The following is a 16,681-nucleotide window of genomic DNA, read 5'->3' on the forward strand; positions in this document are numbered from 1 at the left end:
TGCGATGAAAGAAGGCATCTTTCATGGATCTCGGGATCCACTACTTCACGTTCACCCACCCCGAGTGGGAGACGACCCTGACCGACCGCTTCACCGAGACGGCGCAGATCGCCGACGAGGGCGGGGTGAACCTGCTGACGGTGATGGACCACTGGTTCCAGATGCTCCACGCCGGCGGCCCGTTCGAGCCGATGCTGGAGGGCTACACGTCGCTGGGCTACCTGGCCGGCGTCACCAAGAACGTCCGGCTCAGCCTGCTGGTCACCGGCGTCACCTACCGCCACCCCGGCCTGCTGGCCAAGACGGTGACGACGCTGGACGTGCTCTCCCGCGGCCGGGCGATGCTGGGCATCGGCGCGGCCTGGTACGACCGTGAGCACGCCGGTCTGGGCGTGCCCTTCCCGCCGACCGCCGAGCGGTTCGAGCGGCTGGAGGAGACTCTCCAGATCTGCCGGCAGATGTGGTCGGACAACGACGGCGCCTTCCACGGCAAGCACTATCAGCTGGAGGAGACGATCTGCCTGCCGCAGCCGCCGCGCGGCACCATCCCGGTGATGATCGGTGGCGGCGGCGAGAAGAAGACGCTGCGCATGGTGGCCGAGTACGGGCAGGCCTGCAATCTGTTCGGCGGCCCCGACGACGAGTCGCTGGCCGGGGTGAAGCACAAGCTCGGCGTGCTGCGTGAGCACTGCGAGCGGCTGGGCACCGACTACGACGCGATCGAGAAGACGATGGCCTACCAGGGGGACGCCCTGGGAGACGTCGACGCGTTCCTCACCCAGATGGGGCGGTACAAGGAACTGGGCATCGACCTGGTCACCCTGATGCCGACGCCCTACCAGAACCCGGTCCCGTGGGCTACCGGCCTGGTGGAGCAGGTCGTGCCGCGGCTGAACGAGGTCTGAGCAGGACGGGAGGCCCCCGCACTCCTGGAGTGCGGGGGCTTTTCGAGATCGCGGGCCTCAGACCAGCGCCGCCACCTGCCGGTCCAGGTGCGCCGCGTACCCGGCGATCTGCCCGGCGACGTCGGTGGCGTGGAAGACGTCGTAGATGCCGGAAGTTAAGTCACGCCTCGAAGACGAGCCTCGGACGGCGCCGGCTGGCCTCTTCGGCCTCCCGGGCAAAACGAGCGGCTGTCTGAAGATGCTCGGCCAGTTCCAGAGCCTGCACGGCGTTCATCTCGAAGCTCTCCCCGAGCGTGATCCGGGGCGGGCTGGGCCGTATGACGACAGGGTCGGCAAGAAGATCGAAGTCGGTGCGCTGAGCGACCCGGACCCTGACCACAGTTCCCACGACCCTCACGGCACCGATCATCCGCTCATGGTCTATGGCTTCCTCGTCCACGACGGACGTCTTGAACCAGCGGCCACCTTCCCCATGTTCCACTTCCCGCATCTCTGCCCCCGTAACTGCATGTTCGCGACCGTTCGGGTATCTACGGTGACAGCGTGGCCGTTGTTGATGCGACTTGCGGTTTTGCAGGGTTGCTACGTCACACTGGCGCCTGGCCTAAGGGGACAAAGGGGGCACGGGGCGATGGCAAGGATGAATCATGTGGTCTCGTCGACACTGGCTCAGCGTCGGCTCGCGGTACAGCTGCGAGCCGTTCGCGTGGAAGCCGGACGCAGCCAGGAGGACGCGGCGGTCGCGCTCGACTGCGACGTCACGAAGATTTACCGCATCGAGTCCGGGCGCACGGCGGCCAAGCCTGCTGATGTCCAGGCCCTCGGGTTCACCTACGAACTTGACCGCAAGCGCATCGATCACCTGGTCGCTCTGGCTCGGGGTGCGAAAACGCGCGGCTGGGCTGACCAATACCTCGATATGATCCCCGACGGTCTCTCGATGCTCGCCGATCTGGAGGCCTACGCGACATCAATCCTCGACTACAGCGTCGAGAAGGTCCCGGGGTTGCTCCAGACCGAGGAGTACGCGCGCCACGTCATCGACCTGGCCGATGAGATCCCGGCCGATCGACGAGAAGGGCTGCTCAAGTTCAGGCTCGAACGAAAGCAACGGGTTCTTTCCCGAAAGCCTCTCCCTCGTTTGCAGTTCACGCTTCATGAGGCTGCTCTTCACGTCGAGGTTGGGTCACGCAAGGTGCTGGTTGATCAGCTGGCCCATCTGCGTGAACTCGTTGGGAGCGGTCTGGTCGAGATCAATGTCTGGCCGTTCACCGCCGGGCTTCATCGTTGGATGTCCGGCGCTTTCATCGTGCTGGGTTTCGAGGGCGGACCCCAGGGAGACCCAAGTCTCGTCTATGTCGAGAATCAGATCGAGGCGCGTTATGTTGAGTCCCAACAGCAGGTTTCGCGTTTCGTCGAGAAGTTCGGCGATATGTGGGCCCGGTCCGTCCCCATCAAGGAGTTCAAGCCATGACGCTCATCCGCGACCCGGCAGATTGGGTGAAGGCCAGCGCGAGCGGACCTGACAACGCCTGTGTAGAGATGCGCCGACAGGGGGCTGCTGTCGAGATCAGAGACACCAAGAGCCATGGTGTTGGTCCGGTACTGCGGTCCCGGCCAGCAGCGTTCGAGGCATGGCTGGCAGGCGCCAAGCTGGGTGAGCTCGACTGCCTGATCTGACGCCCTCATGCGCCCCGCATAGCCGGCGTGCGCAAGTGCGCGGCGTGAATGGGTGCCCGGACTTTGTTCACCCAGCCGTGAGCGCCGAACTCCCGCTCGAGCGCCCTCCATGTCTCGTGGCAGCACCTTTCGCCATGGCCATCGCCAGGGCCAGCCGCCGCACGGCCTCGTCGACGCGGCTGTCTCGCAGGTTGCCGAAACCCAGTACCAGACCCGGGTCCTCGCGGCGCCGGATGCGGTAGCGGGCGGCGTCGACCAGGCCCAGGCCGAGTCCGGCGCCGTGCCGCACCACCTCGCCGGTCCGGGTGCCGGGCGGCAGACTCACGGGCAGGTGCAGGCCGGCCGCCAGGCCGGTGACCCGCACGCCGGGCAGCTGCTGGGCCAGGGCAGCGACGAGGCGCTCGCGGCGGCGCCGGTAGCGCAGGCGCTGCGCGCGCAGGTGCTGGTCGTACCAGCCCTGGTCGATCAGCACCGCCAGGGCCTCGGCGGTCAGCGGCGAAGGGCTGATGATCCGGTCCAGGTCGAGGCCGAGCAGGCTCATGATCAGGTGCTGCGGCATGACGATCCAGCCCAGCTCGATGGCGGGGGACAGGGCCTTGGACAGCGAGCCGAGCAGGATCACCCGGTCCGGGGCCATGCCTTGCAGGCTGGCGACAGGGGTTCCGTCGTAACGGAAGTCGGCGTCGTAGTCGTCCTCGATGATCAGTCCGCCGGTGCGCCGCGCCCAGTCGGTCAGCTCCAGGCGCCGGGCGGCGGACAGGGCCACGCCGGCCGGGAACTGGTGCGCCGGGGTGACCAGCACCAGCCGCACGTCGCGGTGCCGGTGCAGCCGCTCCACCACGATGCCCTGGTCGTCGACCGGAACCGGCACCGGGCTCAGGCCGCCGCGCCGGGCGACGGCCCGCAGCCCGGGCCAGGACGGGTCCTCCACCGCGATCCGGGTGTGGCCCAGGCGCACCAGAAGTGCTGTCAGCCAGCCCATCCCGGCGGCCGAGCCGGTGGTCAGACTGAGCTGGGTGGGGTCTTCCTGCACCTGCCGGGTGCGGCGCAGATGGTCGGTCAGGATGCCGCGGGCGGCCGTGGTGGCCACCAGGGCCCGCCCGGCCAGCAGGTCGTTCGGCAGCCCGAGCACGGCCCGCCGGTAGGCCTCGGCCCAGCGGGAGCGAGGGAAGGAGGCCAGATCGGGGACGCCGGGGGTGAGGTCGAACTCCGGGCGCGGCTGGGGTTTTCGCAGGCGCTCGGCGGACGGTGCGGCGGGGGTGGCGGTGGCCCGCACCCGGGTGGCCGAGCCGGTGGTGGCGCTCAGGTAGCCCTCGGCCACCAGCTGCCCGTAGGCCTCCGTGACCACCCAGCGGGAGCAGCCGATCTCAGCGGCCAGCGTGCGGCTGGGCGGCAGGGCGGTGCCGGCCGCGACCCGCCCCTGCTGCACGGCGGTGCGCAGGGTGGCGGCCAGGCGGCGGGTCAGCGGGCCCGGGCCGGGCGGCAGGAGGAGCTCGACGGCACCCACGGCGATCAGCATTGGCCCGGATTCTACGCTGCGGATCGGCCCGGGAGACCTGACCAATCGCGGCCTAGGGTCGGGGCATGGAAGCGACGACGCAGACAGTGATGCGCACCCGGACGCTGCGCAGCGGTGAGAACACCCTCGAGGTCAGCGCCCTGTGCCTGGGCGTGATGAACCTCGGGGTGCAGCTGGACAAGGACGAGTCGTACGCGCTGCTGGACCGGTATTTCGCGGCGGGCGGCCGGTTCTTCGACACGGCCAACAACTACGGTGCCTGGACCGAGACCACCCACGGCACCCGGGCCGGCGACAGCGAACGGTTGCTGGGCCGCTGGATCGCCGACCGCGGGGTGGCGGGCGAGGTGGTCGTGGCCACGAAATGCGGTGCGGGCAAGCTGGATCCGGACCGGCCCCTGGCCGGGGACGCGCCGACGAACTTCGAGGGGCTGTCCGCCGCGGTGGTGCGCGAGCAGCTGACCGGCAGCCTGGAACGCCTGGGCCTGGAGCGGGTGGGTGTGTACTACGGGCACGTGGACGACCGCCGGCTCGACGCCGCCGAGATCGCCGACACCTTCTCGGCGCTGGTGGAGGAGGGCCTGGTGACGATCCCCGGGCTGTCGAACACCGCCACCTGGCGGCTGGCCCTGGCCCGCGAGCGCGCCCGGGCCACCGGTCGTGCCCCGATCGGCGTGTGGCAGCAGGAACATTCGGTGTACTGGCCGCGGCCGGGACTGGCGACCACGACCGTGGTGGACCCGGAGGTCATCGACTACGCGGCCGACCAGCCCGACCTGACCGTGATCACCTACTCGCCCAACCAGCAGGGCCAGCTGGTGCGGCCGTGGATGCCGGTGCGCCCGCCGTACGACCACCCGGGCAGCACCGGCCGCCTGCGCCTGGTGCACGCGATCGCGCACGAGCTCGGCGCCACGGCCAACCAGGTGGCGCTGGCCTGGCACCTGGCCGGGCCGTCCAGCCGGATGCAGCGCGTGGCGGGCAGCGACCGGTCGGCCCTGGACCAGCTGCCGGCCCGCCGGGCCGCGATGATCCCGGTGATCGGGGCCAGTCGCGTGTCCCAGCTGGAGGAGTCGCTCGGCGCGCTCGCCGTCACGCTGACCGGCGAGCACCTCGCCGCTCTGGACGGTGCGTGAAAAGGCTCAGCCCTCGTAGAGATCCAGGTAGAGCTGGTTGATCTCGTCGGTGCGGGCGCCCAGCGTGCTGGGGGCGACGATGTTGTGGGGCAGGTTCGCGTCTGCCCCGAACTCGTGGGTGGCCACCTTCAGGTCGTTGGCCTCGGCCAGCCCGGTGGGGATCGAAACCGCCTTCTCCTGGTCGATGTACGGGTCCACGGCCGACCAGGCGACCGCCACGCTGCGCAGGCCGGGGTTGTCCGGCTCGTCGTCGAGGTTGGCGGTGATCCGCAGGTACTGGCCCAGCCCGCTGAGGGTGAAGTTGGTGTCGCCGACCGTGCGGTCGGGCAGCAGCCGGAAGCCGAACAGCACGGTGAGGGGGCGCAGCGCGATCGGCGGGGCCTGGGAGGAGTCCGGCCGGTAGAACGGCGAGAGCAGCAGCAGGTGGGCGACGGACTCGGTGCGGCGCTCGGCCAGCCAGGTGGCCAGCACCGATCCGCCGGACAGCCCGATCACGCCGACCTCGTCGCCCAGGCCGGCCACGACGTCCATCGACTCGTCGGCGTACGCGACCAGCCCGTCGGCCGACACCTCGCTGGACTCCGCGACATCCCGCAGCCCGTGGTGCGTCTCGCGTGGTGCGTACACGTTGTAGCCGCGGTCGTAGAACAGCTGTGCCAGCTGCGTGTAGTCCTTCGGGCAGCTGGTGTAGCCGTGCAGCATCAGCACCGCCTTGGCCGCTTTCTCCGGGTGCACCCGCAGGATGCTGCGGCACTCCGGCAGCACCTGGGCGTCGGCCGTGTCGTCGTCCACCCGCGTGGTGGCGGCCTGCTCGGCCTGGTCGAACGACAGCTCCCGGGCCTGGGCGTGCTGGAGCCGGTCGCTGCCCAGCGGGTAGACGTACAGGGCGCCGACCGCCAGCACCAGCACCACCACGATCACCCCGATGGCCAGACCCACCCGGCGCCAGAGCGGCTTCCGGCGCCTCGGCCCGCTCGTGCTCTCGTCGTCCACCATTTTGTTGTTCTCCCGCTTCCCGCCCCGGCGTACTGATCGGTTCGTAGAGTACGGCCAGGACGCCGGAACGACAGGTAAACGACGCATCCGGTAACCACTGCGTTTCGGCGCGCGACGATCGGGTTTCCCGGCTTCAGCGCACCGTCCGCGAAAACCTACGTTCCGTGCAGACCCACCCACCTGACGGGTGGCCGGCACGGAAGGCAACCGATGAAACGATCCCGACCGATGGCCAGGACGGCGGTGCTCGCGGTCGTCACCGTGGCCACCGCCCTGGTCACCGCCACCGCACCGGCGGTCGCGGCCACCCCGCCCGGAACCGGTTCCGGGGCAGGCAGCACCGACACCACCGCCCGGGCGGCCACCGAGGACACCGCCCCTGAAGACGCCGGGCAGACCCTCGACAAGGTCACCACACCGGCCACCGGCACGCAGCGCTACCTGGTGCAGCTCGACGACGCGCCGGTGGCCACCTACGACGGTGACGTCGACGGCCTGGCCGCCACGAAACCCGCTGCGGGCAAGCGGCTCTCCACCGGAACGGCCAAGGTGAAGGCCTACCGCGAGCACCTGGCCGGCGAGCGCTCGGCGGTGCTGAAGCGGGCCGGCGTCAGCAGCAAGGCCACCGGCGCCCAGCTGAGCACCGTGTTCAACGGCTTCGTGGCCACCCTGACCCCCGAGCAGTTCACCCGGGTGCGCGCCACCGACGGGGTCGCCGCGCTCTACGCCGACCGGCGGGTCGTGGCCGACACCTGGCACTCGCCGGAGTACCTCGGGCTGGCCGGGGACGACGGCGTGTGGCAGCAGCAGTTCGGCGGCGCCGGGGACGCCGGTGAGGGCATCATCATCGGTGACCTGGACTCCGGGTTCTGGCCGGAGAGCCCCAGCCTCGCCGCGATGCCCGAGCCCCGCCCGGACGCCGAGACCATCGCGAAGAAGTGGAAGGGCACCTGCGACGCCGGCCAGACCGGCCAGATCACCTGCAACAACAAGGTGATCGGCGCGCGCTGGTACAACGACGACGGCGTGGCCGAGGCGTTCCCGGACGAGTACTTCTCGCCGCGCGACCGCAACGGTCACGGCACCCACACCGCCAGCACCGCGGCCGGGCTGAACGGCGTCGCCGCCATCGTCGGCGACCAGAACCTGGGCACGATCTCCGGCATGGCGCCGGGCGCCCGGCTCGCCGTCTACAAGGTGCTGTACGACAACGGCGCGGGCTCGGCGTCGGGCAGCTCGATCGACATCGTCAACGCGATCGACGACGCGGTGTCCGACGGCGTCGACGTGATCAACTACTCGATCGGTGACGGCACCGACCGGATCGGCGCCGTCGACCTGGCCTTCTTCAACGCCGCCGCGGCCGGGGTGTTCGTGTCCGCCTCGGCGGGCAACGAGGGCCCGGACGACTCCACCGTCGACAACTCGATGCCGTGGGTCACCACCGTGGCCGCCTCCACCACCGACCGCGAGTTCCAGCGCCGGCTCACCCTCGGCGACGGCACGGTGATCGACGGCATCGGTATGGGCTCGGCCTCCGTGGCCTCCGCGCCGCTGGTCGACTCCGCCGCGGTGGCCGCCGACCCGGACGACGTGTCGTCGGCCCAGCTGTGCGACACCGGTTCGCTCGACCCCGCGAAGGTGAAGGGCAGCATCGTGTTCTGCCTGCGCGGTGTGATCGACCGGGTGGCCAAGAGCAGGACGGTCGCGGACGCCGGTGGCGTGGGGATGGTGCTCTACAACGACGTCACCAACTCCCTCAACGCCGACGTGCACTCGGTGCCGACCGTGCACATCGACGACCGGCAGGCCCCGGTGGTGGCCGCCTACATCGCGAAGGGTGATGCCACAGCGGAGATCTCGGCCTCGCGGACGGCCGAGGTGGACTCGCCGTCGATCGCCGGGTTCTCGTCCAGCGGCCCCTCCGGCGTCAACGAGACCGACCTGCTGAAGCCGGACATCAGCGCGCCCGGCGTCGACGTGGTGGCCGCCACCTCACCGGCCCGCGGCGGCGAGGACTTCGCCCTGATGTCGGGCACCTCGATGGCCGCCCCGCACATCGCCGGGATCGCCGCCCTGGTGCGCGCGCAGCACCCGGACTGGTCGCCGGCGCAGGTGCGCTCGGCGATGATGACCACGGCCGGCGACACCACCCGGGCGGGCAAGCCGATCCAGGTGGGTGACGCCGACGCCACGCCGTTCAACTACGGTTCCGGCGAGGTGCGGCCGGGCTCGGCCCTCGACCCGGGCCTGGTGTTCGACTCCACCTCCGCGGACTGGCTGCGCTACCTGTGCGGCATCGCCCCCTCGGTGTCGACGCTGTGCGACTCCACCGACACGCTGGACGTGAACCAGCTCAACTACCCGTCGATCTCGATGGGCCACATGGTCGGCACCCAGACCGTGACCCGCACCGTCACCAACGTCGGTTCCCGCACGGCACACTATGTTTCGCAGGTGAGCGCCCCGCAGGGCTACACGGTGAAGGTCACGCCGGCCGCCATCAACATCAACCCCGGGAAGACGGCCACCTTCAAGGTCACCGTCACCAACGTCTCGGGCGCCTACGGCACCTGGGCCGACGGCCGGCTGACCTGGAAGGACCAGGACGGCCACGCGGTCGGGCTGCCCCTGCTGGTGCACAACACCGGGCTGGTCACCCCGGACGCGGTCGTCGGCACCGGCACGAAGGGCAGTCAGGTGGTGCAGGTGCAGGCCGGCTACAAGGGTGCCCTGACGGCGGGTGTGTACGGCCTGACCTCCGGCACCAGCAGCACGACCACGCTCATCGGCCGCCAGCCGTCCTGGGACTGGGGCTCGCTCGACAACCTGCCCAGCCCGCTGCCGGCCTCGCTCGGGGTGCAGCAGGTGCACATTCCGGCCGGCAGCGTGAATCCGCAGGTGTTCGTGGCGGTCGGGATGACCACCTGCACCGGTAACGGTGGCGGTGACGACGAGGACCCGCCGCCGTGCGTGGACTACACCATCGACGCCTACGGCCCGGACGGGAAGGCGATCATCACCGCCGTGGGCTCGAAGAACGGCGCCACCCTGGACCTGCCCGACGGCGAGGGCGACTACACCGTGGTGATCCAGCAGGAGTTCTTCGAGAACACCCCAGCCGGGCAGGATTTCGCCACCTACACCACCACCGTCTACACCCCCGGCGCGGCGGGCACCTCCACCGGCAAGCTCACCGTGGACCCGAAGAACCGCACGGTGGTGCAGGGCGCCACGGCCAACCTCACGGTGCGCTGGTCGGGCCTGAGCACCGGCAGCCGCTACGTCGGGCTGCTGCGGATCGGCGACGGCAGGGGCACCACGAAGGAGCTGCCGATCACCGTCGTCCCCTAGGTTCACGCAATACTTGTCACAATGCGGTCATATCGCCACGTCGTCGCGCGTCGCCTAGAGTCGCCTGCGACGGCGGCCCGGTGACGAGAGCGGCGGTATGGGTGACACGTACGAGCTGGAACTGACACCCGTCCGGCTGCGCGGTCCGGTCCCCTTCGTGGGCCGGGCCGCGCAGTTGTCCCGCCTGCACCGCCTGCTCGCCGAACCACCCTGCCTCGTGGTGCTCCAGGGTGAGGCGGGTATCGGCAAGAGCCGCCTGGTGCGGCAGCTGCTCGGCGAGCTGCCGGGCCCGGTGCTGTTCGGTGAGTACGACGACGTCGCCCAGCCGGCCCGGCTCGGCCCGGTCCTGAACGCCCTGTCCTGCGAAACAGACCATGAGAGCCGCACCCGGGAAAAGCTTTTCGCGGACCTCGCCGCACGGCTCGCGGACCTCGCACCGGTCACGCTGGTGCTGGAGGACCTGCACTGGGCCGACACCGACAGCGCCGACTTCCTCGCCTACCTGGCGGCCCACCCGGTGGACGGCGTCGGTGTGCTGATCACCACCCGGGACCCCCGGGCCGGAGCCCGAGCCCCGATCCACGAGGCACTGGCCCGCACGCCGTCCGGGGCCCTGGCCCGGATCGGCCTGCCACCCCTCGACGACGCCGCCGTCCGCGAGCTGACCGGGCTCACCCTGCGCCTGCCCGACCCGCCCGCCCAGCTCGTGGCCACCCTGCGCGAACGCACCGCCGGCATCCCCTTCGTGCTGGAGGAGGTGCTACGCGCCCTGTCCGAACGCGGCGGCGACCCGCTCGGCGACATCACCGTGCCCTACCTGCTGCGCGACGTCGTGCTCTACCGGATGCGCGCGCTCGGCGCAACCGCCGGCGAGGTGCTCGGAGCCGCGGCGGTGGCCGGGAACGAGCCCCGCGCAGGGCTTCTCGGCCAGCTGCTGGGCCTCGACGAGGAGACCGTGACCGCCGCGCTGGCCGAGGCCGCCCGCGCCGGGCTGCTGCACGACGGCGGTGACGGCGCTTTCGCCGCCGGCCTGGTGTTCCGCCACGACCTGGCCCGCCAGGCGGTGTACGACCTGGTGCCCGCCCCCACCCGGCAGAGCCTGCACCGCCGGATCGCCCGGGTGCTGGAGACCTCCGTGCCCCGGCCCGTCGCCGTGCTCGCCCAGCACTACCGGCTGGCCGGCGACAACCCGGCCTTCGTGCGCAATGCCGGTGCGGCGGCCGATCTCGCCACGGCGCGGGGCGACGACGCCACCGCCGCCCGGTTCCTTCTGCAAACCATGGACGTCGCGGAGCTGCCCCGCCCCACCCGCGTCCGCCTCGCCGCCAAGCTCGCGCGCTCCGCCATCGACGGGCTCAGCCAGGTCTCCGCCGTCCCCGTGCTCGAACGCCTGCTCGCCGACCCGCACCTGCCGCCCGGGGCCCGCGGCGACCTCGGCCTGGAACTCGGCCGGATGCTGCGCCAGCAGGGCGAGGAACTACGCGGCTACACCGAGATCGAGCGCGCCGTGCCGTATCTGCGCGCCCCCGCCCGCCGGGCCCGGGCCCTCGCGGTGCTCGCCGCCCCCGACACCGTGCCCGGCCGTCACGCCGACGACCACCGGGAACGCCTCGCCCAGGCCCAGGACGCCGCCGCGCGCTGCACCGACGCCGGTGCCGCCCTGGCGGTCCGGATCGCCCGGGTGTCGCTGCTGATCGAGCTCGGCGATCCGGACGCCTGGCCGGAGGCCGACGACCTGCGCGGCTCCCCGCTGCTGACCGCCCGTCCCCGCGAGCACGCCCGCGCCTGCCTGAACTGGGCCCACGGCGCCCTGCACACCGGCGACTCGCAGCGGGCGGCGGTGCTCGCCGCCGAGGGCCGGACCCTGGTCGGGAAGACCGGCTACGAAAGGCTTCTCCCGCTGGGAGAATTGACTGACCTGGCCGTGCTGCGGGTCACCGGCCGACTGCGGGGAGTGCGGGAACGACTGGCCGCCCTACGCCGGGAGTGCTGGCGGTTCCCGATGCTGGGGCTCCAGGTCGATCTGGAACTGGCTCTGCTGCAAGCCGTCACCGATCCCGCCGGGGCGCGGGCGGGTTTGCTCGCCGTTGCCGAGGGAGCCCGGCGGGTGGGGGCGGTGCTGCCGGGGATCCGGGCACATTCCGGGCTGGGGCGGGTGCTGTTGCGCGACGACCCCGGTGCCGCGGCGCAACACGCGCGCCAGGCCCTGGAACTGGTGCGGGGCAAGGGGATCCGGTCCTGGGGTGGTGAGGCCGCGCTGGTGCTGGCGGAGGTGAGGGATGCGGTCGATGAGTGAGATTTCGGCACTCAGGTCGGTGAGTACGGGGGACTGTCCTGAAGTTTTCACACCACCATGAGGCCCTGGCCGGTGTGAAAACTTCCAGAAGGTCCCCCGAACCCTGCTCAAGGCTCGTCGATGGCCCGACCTCCACGGAACGGGCGATCACGGCAGGCAGGCCCCCGCTGCCCGCTCGGCGTCGTACAGCGCGTACGGGTCGTGCAGTGCGCGGCCCAGCACCGCCCGCATCCACGTGGCGTCGCGCGCCGCGCCCGGGCGGCCGGCGTCACTACGCCCGCCACCGGTCAGGTTCGAGGCGAAGATGCCCGCCGCCGAGCGCGGCAGGAAGTCCTCGTAGACCACGGGCAGCAAGGTCCCGGCGTCGTCGCGGGTGTAGTAGGCCAGGTCCTGGGCGTGCAGCTCGGCGTCGGTGACCGGCAGCCCGGCCAGTCCTTCGGCGTCGTAGCGGGCGCGCCCGCGCGGGGTGAGGGCGACGCCGCGCTGCTCCACCTCGCCGAACCGCACCCGCAGCGTTCCGGGCGAGACCGAGCCGTCGGGGGCACGGAACCGCCGGGGCTCGGCCAGGGCCCGGAACGAGGTCTGGCGCAACAAGACGTCCGGATGCCCGGGCGGTGTGGCGGGCGGACCCTGGATCCGGTCGATCATCTCGATGCCGCGCGCCCGCATGCGGGCGTACAGCTCGTCGATGTCGAGCACCCGCGGCGTCAGGTGGTTGATGTGCGTGGAGGTGACGCCGCCGATGTCCGCCGCCACGCTGGAGACGGCCTCCAGGCGGGCATACCACTCCCGCTCGACCGGCTCCGCCGACAACGCGAAACAGGCCGTCGCCAGGTGCAGGAAGCGCTCGGCCTCCTCGTGCGGCAGCGAGCCGTCGCGCTCGGCCCGGTCGGCCAGCTCCAGCAGCTCGGCCGGGAAAAGCTTTCGGGCGCCGAGGAACTCGTGCAGCTCGTCCTGCGTGCGCCGGTCGAAGAAGCGCTCGTCGTCGGTGACCAGCACCGAGGTGAACACGCGGAACGGGTTGGCCGCCAGCTCGTCCCGGGCGATCGGGCGGAAGGCCGTGGACACCACCGGGATCGGCGGTGTCGCCGTGCGCAGGTCGTAGAAGCCCACCGGGTACATCCCGCAGGCGCCGAAGATCCGGGCCACCTGCTCCAGCTCGGCGGCGGTGCCGACCCGGATCGCGCCGTGCCGTTCCGCCGTCACCCGCTCGATCGACCCGAGGCGCTCGGCCTGCTCCCCGGCCCGGGCCAGCACCTCGGCGTTCACCTCCTGCGACACCTCGACCAGCGTGCCGTAAGCCGGCACCTCGCCGCCGTACAGGTCGGAAAGAAGCGCGGCGAAGCGGGTTCTCAGCTCGGTGGCGCCGACGGTGCGAAAGCTCACGAGAACGTCACACCCTGGGCCAGGGGCAGGTCGGGGGAGTAGTTGACCGTGTTGGTGGCGCGCCGCATGTAGTTGCGCCAGGCGTCCGACCCGCTCTCCCGCCCGCCGCCGGTCTCCTTCTCGCCGCCGAACGCCCCGCCGATCTCGGCACCGGACGGTCCGATGTTGACATTCGCGATGCCGCAGTCACTTCCGGTGGCCGACACGAACCGCTCGGCCTCCCGCAGATCGAGTGTGAAGATCGACGAGGACAGGCCCTGGGTCACCTCGTTGTGCAGCCGGATCGCCTCGTCGAAGTCGTCGTAGGTGAGCAGGTAGAGGATCGGCCCGAACGTCTCGGTGCGCACGACGGTGCTCTGCGCGGGCATGTCGACGATCGCCGGGCGCACGTAGCAGCCGCCGAGCTCCTGGCTGATCTGCTCGTGCACGGTGCCGCCGGTGACCACCGTGCCACCCTCGGCCCGGGCGGTGCCGACGGCGGCGGTGAAGGCCTGCCCGGCCGCGTCGTCGATGAGTGGGCCCACCAGCGTGGACGATTCGAGCGGGGAACCGATGGGCAGGCTGCGGTAGGCCGCGGTCAGCCGCCGCACCAGGTCGTCCTTGACCGAGCGGTGCACGATCAGCCGGCGCAGCGTGGTGCAGCGCTGCCCGGCGGTGCCGACCGCCGAGAACACGACGGCGCGCACGGTCAGGTCGAGGTCGGCGCTGGGGGCGACCACGGCCGCGTTGTTGCCGCCCAGCTCCAGCAGGGTGCGCCCGAGCCGGGCCGCCACCCGCGGCGCCACCTGCTTGCCCATCCGGGTGGAGCCGGTGGCCGAGACCAGCGCCACCCTCTCGTCGTCCACCAGCACCTCACCGGCCTGGCGCCCGCCCAGCACGAGGGTGGCGATGTCTTCGGGGGCACCGGCCGCCCGCGCGGCCCGGCGCAGCAGCCCGGTGCACGCGATCGCCGTCAGGAGCGTCTTCTCCGAGGGCTTCCAGACCACCGCGTCACCACAGACCAGCGCCAGGGCGGTGTTCCACGACCAGACCGCCACCGGGAAGTTGAACGCCGAGATCACCCCGACCACGCCGAGCGGGTGCCACTGCTCCATCATCCGGTGCCCGGGCCGCTCGGTGGCGATGGTCAGGCCGTGCAGCTGACGCGACAGGCCCACCGCCAGATCGCAGATGTCGATCATCTCCTGCACCTCGCCGAGGCCCTCGGACTCGATCTTGCCCGCCTCGATCGACACCAGCGTGCCCAGCGCGCTCTTGTGCTCGCGCAGCAGCTGGCCGAACTCGCGGATCAGGTCGCCCCGCACCGGCGCCGGCACCGTGCGCCATTGTTCGAAAGCCGCCTGAGACCGGGCGATCACCGCGCTGACCTGGTCCGGCGTGTGCGAGGTCAGGGTGCCCAGCACCGCCCCGTCGACGGGGGAGCGGCACTCCAGATCGCCGCCGTCGGCGAGGGGATCGGGGACGGCGAGGTCGGCGAAGATCTTTCCCACGTGCTGGTGCAGGCCCGGCATGGCGGTTCCTCCCCGGAAGGCGCGAGTGACCATCATCCGTTCCGCCCCGCCACCCGCACCAGACGCGGGCGCCAGATGTGACCGGTCTGTGGACGAGCTGTGCGGTCGGCGTTCACTGATCGTCCACACGTCGCGTTCTAGGGTCCCTCCCGTCGGCGATCGCCGACCGCCCGGGCCGCCGGCGGTGCGGGCGTCACGGGGCGAAGGAGCTTGGACGCGTGTCAGCCAGTGTGCTGCTCGAAGTCAGCGGGCAGGAATACGGACAGGACTCCCGGCTGAATCTGCTGGACCTGCTGGACGGTCCCACGGGGGGACCGTCCAGCCTGGTACTGCGAGGTGAACCGGGCACCGGCAAGTCGGCGCTGCTGGAGGACCTCGCGGCCCGGGCGCCCGGGCACGGCCTTCGGGTGCTGCGGGCCTGCGGCGCCGAGACCGAGGCGGAACTGCCGTTCTCCGGGGTGCATCAGTTGCTGTACCCGTTGCGGGAGTACATCGACCGGCTGCCGCCGACCCAGCGCGAGGCCCTGCACCGGGCGTTCGGCCTGGCCGACGGGCCGCAGCCGTCGCGGTTCGTGATCTCGGCCGCCGCGCTGGCCCTGGTCGGCGCCGCCGCCTCCGCCGAGGGACCGCTGTTGCTGCTGGTCGACGACGTCTCCGGGATCGACCGGGCCAGCGCCGAGGTGCTCGGCTTCGTCGCCCGGCGGCTGTCGGGGCAACCGGTGCTGTTCGTGGCGGCGGTGACCGAGGCCGATCCGGTCACGCTCAGCGCCGGGCTGCCGGAACTGCGGGTGCGCCCCCGGCGGGTCGATGCCCCGGTGGCACCGGCCCGCCTGCGGTCGGTGACCCCTCCACCGGCGCCCGTGCCGCTGACCGGGCCGCCGGCCGAACTGACCGCCCAGGAACGGCGGATCGCCGGCCTGGCCGCGCAGGGCCTGACCAACAAGCAGATCGGCGAGCAGCTGTTCCTGTCGCACCGCACGGTCGGCACCCATCTGTACAAGATCTTCCCCAAACTCGGGATCACCTCCCGCGCGGCACTGCGCGACGCGCTCGCCAGGCTGGGTCAGTGAGCTGAATCAGTAGCGGTACAGCTCCACCTCGGCGATGGCGATCTCCTTACTGTCGGACGTGCCGAAACCGTCACCGAGCACCAGCAGCACCTGCACCGCGTCGTCCACCCGGATCCGGACCAGCTCCGGCGTGTAGTCCTCCAGCGTGACGTTCTTCGTGGTGCGACGTCCCCGCTGGTCGAACACCACCAGGGTCAGCGTGTGCGGGCGGGCCTGCCGGTCGCGCAGTTCCGGCCGGGGCGACACCCCCGGCGTGATCCGCACCGCCCGCAGGTCGGTGGGCTGGATCACCGCCCGCAGGAACTGCCCGCGCGACTCACCCGAGTAGCCCGGCCCCCACCAGGTGTTCGACCCGCCGTCGAACGCCGACGCCGGGGGATGGGCCGGGTCGGTGCTGGAGGCGTCCACCGCCACCGGAGGGATCGCCACCGGCGTGCTGAACCGGTCCTGGTAGCGGTAGTACAGCGGTTTCGCCAGCAGCACCGCGGCCAGCACGAGCAGCAGCGCCAGCAGCCCGGCGCCCACCGCGAACCGGTTGACGTCGTCCAGCCGGTCGCGCAGCCGCCGCCACCACGACGGCCTCGCCACCGGCGCCGGGGCCGGCCTGCGGTTCAGCTCGACCCCGCAGTTGCGGCAGAAGATCCGGTCACTGCGGTTGTCCACCGAGCAGTTCCAGCAGCGCACGCCGTGCTCCTGCGTCGCGCTCGGCGTGCGGGTCACGGGGCGCACCGGGTCGGGCTTGCCGGGGGCCACCTCACCCACACCCGGCCGGTCGTCGGGCACCGGGAGCAGCAGAGCTCGCGCCCGGTCCAGGTCGGGGCCCTCAAG

12 protein-coding genes and 2 pseudogenes are annotated in these 16,681 nt (G+C 71.6%); 8 read left to right on the plus strand and 6 right to left on the minus strand.

Annotated elements, in window-relative coordinates:
- Nucleotides 1–23: 23 nt before the first annotated feature.
- Nucleotides 24–905 (plus strand): LLM class F420-dependent oxidoreductase, encoded by an 882-nt coding sequence (locus KIH74_RS28195; protein ID WP_214159398.1) that lies wholly within the window; start codon nucleotides 24–26, stop codon nucleotides 903–905.
- Between the two features lie 160 nt (nucleotides 906–1,065).
- On the opposite strand, the gene KIH74_RS28200 is transcribed toward KIH74_RS28195, so the two are convergent.
- Nucleotides 1,066–1,395 (minus strand): hypothetical protein, encoded by a 330-nt coding sequence (locus KIH74_RS28200; RefSeq protein WP_214159399.1) that lies wholly within the window; start codon nucleotides 1,393–1,395, stop codon nucleotides 1,066–1,068.
- Between the two features lie 159 nt (nucleotides 1,396–1,554).
- Here KIH74_RS28200 and KIH74_RS28205 point away from each other — a divergent pair, with 159 nt between their 5' ends.
- A complete protein-coding gene (locus tag KIH74_RS28205) occupies nucleotides 1,555–2,379 on the plus strand; it encodes a helix-turn-helix domain-containing protein (protein WP_214159400.1) in 825 nt (274 codons plus the stop codon).
- A complete protein-coding gene (locus tag KIH74_RS28210) occupies nucleotides 2,376–2,585 on the plus strand; it encodes a DUF397 domain-containing protein (protein WP_214159401.1) in 210 nt (69 codons plus the stop codon). The genes KIH74_RS28205 and KIH74_RS28210 overlap by 4 nt, the downstream gene beginning before the upstream one ends.
- Before the next feature lie 67 nt (nucleotides 2,586–2,652).
- Here the strand turns inward: KIH74_RS28210 and pdxR are convergent, their stop codons facing one another.
- A complete protein-coding gene (pdxR, locus tag KIH74_RS28215) occupies nucleotides 2,653–4,104 on the minus strand; it encodes a MocR-like pyridoxine biosynthesis transcription factor PdxR (protein ID WP_214159402.1) in 1,452 nt (483 codons plus the stop codon).
- Between the two features lie 65 nt (nucleotides 4,105–4,169).
- Here pdxR and KIH74_RS28220 point away from each other — a divergent pair, with 65 nt between their 5' ends.
- Entirely contained in the window at nucleotides 4,170–5,240 is a 1,071-nt protein-coding gene (locus KIH74_RS28220; RefSeq protein WP_214159403.1) for an aldo/keto reductase, read from the plus strand.
- A gap of 6 nt (nucleotides 5,241–5,246) precedes the next feature.
- Here KIH74_RS28220 and KIH74_RS28225 read toward each other — a convergent pair whose 3' ends face one another.
- On the minus strand, nucleotides 5,247–6,236 hold the full coding sequence (locus tag KIH74_RS28225) for an alpha/beta hydrolase (protein ID WP_214159404.1): 990 nt from the start codon (nucleotides 6,234–6,236) through the stop codon (nucleotides 5,247–5,249).
- Nucleotides 6,237–6,464: 228 nt separating this feature from the next.
- Here KIH74_RS28225 and KIH74_RS28230 point away from each other — a divergent pair, with 228 nt between their 5' ends.
- Nucleotides 6,465–9,590, plus strand: coding sequence for a S8 family serine peptidase (locus KIH74_RS28230; RefSeq protein ID WP_214159405.1), 3,126 nt, complete (start codon nucleotides 6,465–6,467; stop codon nucleotides 9,588–9,590).
- Nucleotides 9,591–9,687: 97 nt separating this feature from the next.
- Nucleotides 9,688–11,886, plus strand: coding sequence for an ATP-binding protein (locus KIH74_RS28235; RefSeq protein ID WP_214159406.1), 2,199 nt, complete (start codon nucleotides 9,688–9,690; stop codon nucleotides 11,884–11,886).
- A 147-nt stretch (nucleotides 11,887–12,033) separates the two neighbouring features.
- Here KIH74_RS28235 and hglS read toward each other — a convergent pair whose 3' ends face one another.
- Both hglS and amaB read right to left on the minus strand, forming a co-directional pair.
- Nucleotides 12,034–13,272, minus strand: a complete 1,239-nt coding sequence (gene hglS / locus KIH74_RS28240; protein WP_214159407.1) for a 2-oxoadipate dioxygenase/decarboxylase — start codon at nucleotides 13,270–13,272, stop codon at nucleotides 12,034–12,036.
- Nucleotides 13,269–14,783, minus strand: a complete 1,515-nt coding sequence (gene amaB / locus KIH74_RS28245; protein WP_214159408.1) for an L-piperidine-6-carboxylate dehydrogenase — start codon at nucleotides 14,781–14,783, stop codon at nucleotides 13,269–13,271. Before amaB ends, hglS begins: the two co-directional genes overlap by 4 nt.
- Nucleotides 14,784–15,013: 230 nt before the next feature.
- On the opposite strand from amaB, the pseudogene KIH74_RS39355 reads away from it, so the two are divergent.
- Nucleotides 15,014–15,502 (plus strand): annotated as a pseudogene (locus KIH74_RS39355) (ATP-binding protein); the annotation flags it as partial.
- 162 nt (nucleotides 15,503–15,664) lie between these two features.
- Nucleotides 15,665–15,853 (plus strand): annotated as a pseudogene (locus KIH74_RS39360) (response regulator transcription factor); the annotation flags it as partial.
- A 6-nt stretch (nucleotides 15,854–15,859) separates the two neighbouring features.
- Here the strand turns inward: KIH74_RS39360 and KIH74_RS28255 are convergent.
- Complete coding sequence (locus tag KIH74_RS28255) at nucleotides 15,860–16,636, minus strand: NADase-type glycan-binding domain-containing protein (RefSeq protein WP_214159410.1); 777 nt, start codon at nucleotides 16,634–16,636, stop codon at nucleotides 15,860–15,862.
- Nucleotides 16,637–16,681 lie beyond the last annotated feature (45 nt).

This window comes from Kineosporia corallincola, assembly GCF_018499875.1.
Lineage (GTDB): Bacteria > Actinomycetota > Actinomycetes > Actinomycetales > Kineosporiaceae > Kineosporia > Kineosporia corallincola.

Bases quoted from the DNA above. Each gene is read 5' to 3' on its own strand.
- KIH74_RS28235 (WP_214159406.1), top strand. From the start codon at position 9,688: ATGGGTGACACGTACGAGCTGGAACTGACACCCGTCCGGCTGCGCGGT.
- KIH74_RS28230 (WP_214159405.1), top strand. From the start codon at position 6,465: ATGGCCAGGACGGCGGTGCTCGCGGTCGTCACCGTGGCCACCGCCCTG.
- KIH74_RS28210 (WP_214159401.1), top strand. From the start codon at position 2,376: ATGACGCTCATCCGCGACCCGGCAGATTGGGTGAAGGCCAGCGCGAGC.
- KIH74_RS28225 (WP_214159404.1), bottom strand. From the start codon at position 6,236: ATGGTGGACGACGAGAGCACGAGCGGGCCGAGGCGCCGGAAGCCGCTC.
- KIH74_RS28200 (WP_214159399.1), bottom strand. From the start codon at position 1,395: ATGCGGGAAGTGGAACATGGGGAAGGTGGCCGCTGGTTCAAGACGTCC.
- KIH74_RS28195 (WP_214159398.1), top strand. From the start codon at position 24: ATGGATCTCGGGATCCACTACTTCACGTTCACCCACCCCGAGTGGGAG.
- pdxR (WP_214159402.1), bottom strand. From the start codon at position 4,104: ATGCTGATCGCCGTGGGTGCCGTCGAGCTCCTCCTGCCGCCCGGCCCG.
- KIH74_RS28220 (WP_214159403.1), top strand. From the start codon at position 4,170: ATGGAAGCGACGACGCAGACAGTGATGCGCACCCGGACGCTGCGCAGC.
- amaB (WP_214159408.1), bottom strand. From the start codon at position 14,783: ATGCCGGGCCTGCACCAGCACGTGGGAAAGATCTTCGCCGACCTCGCC.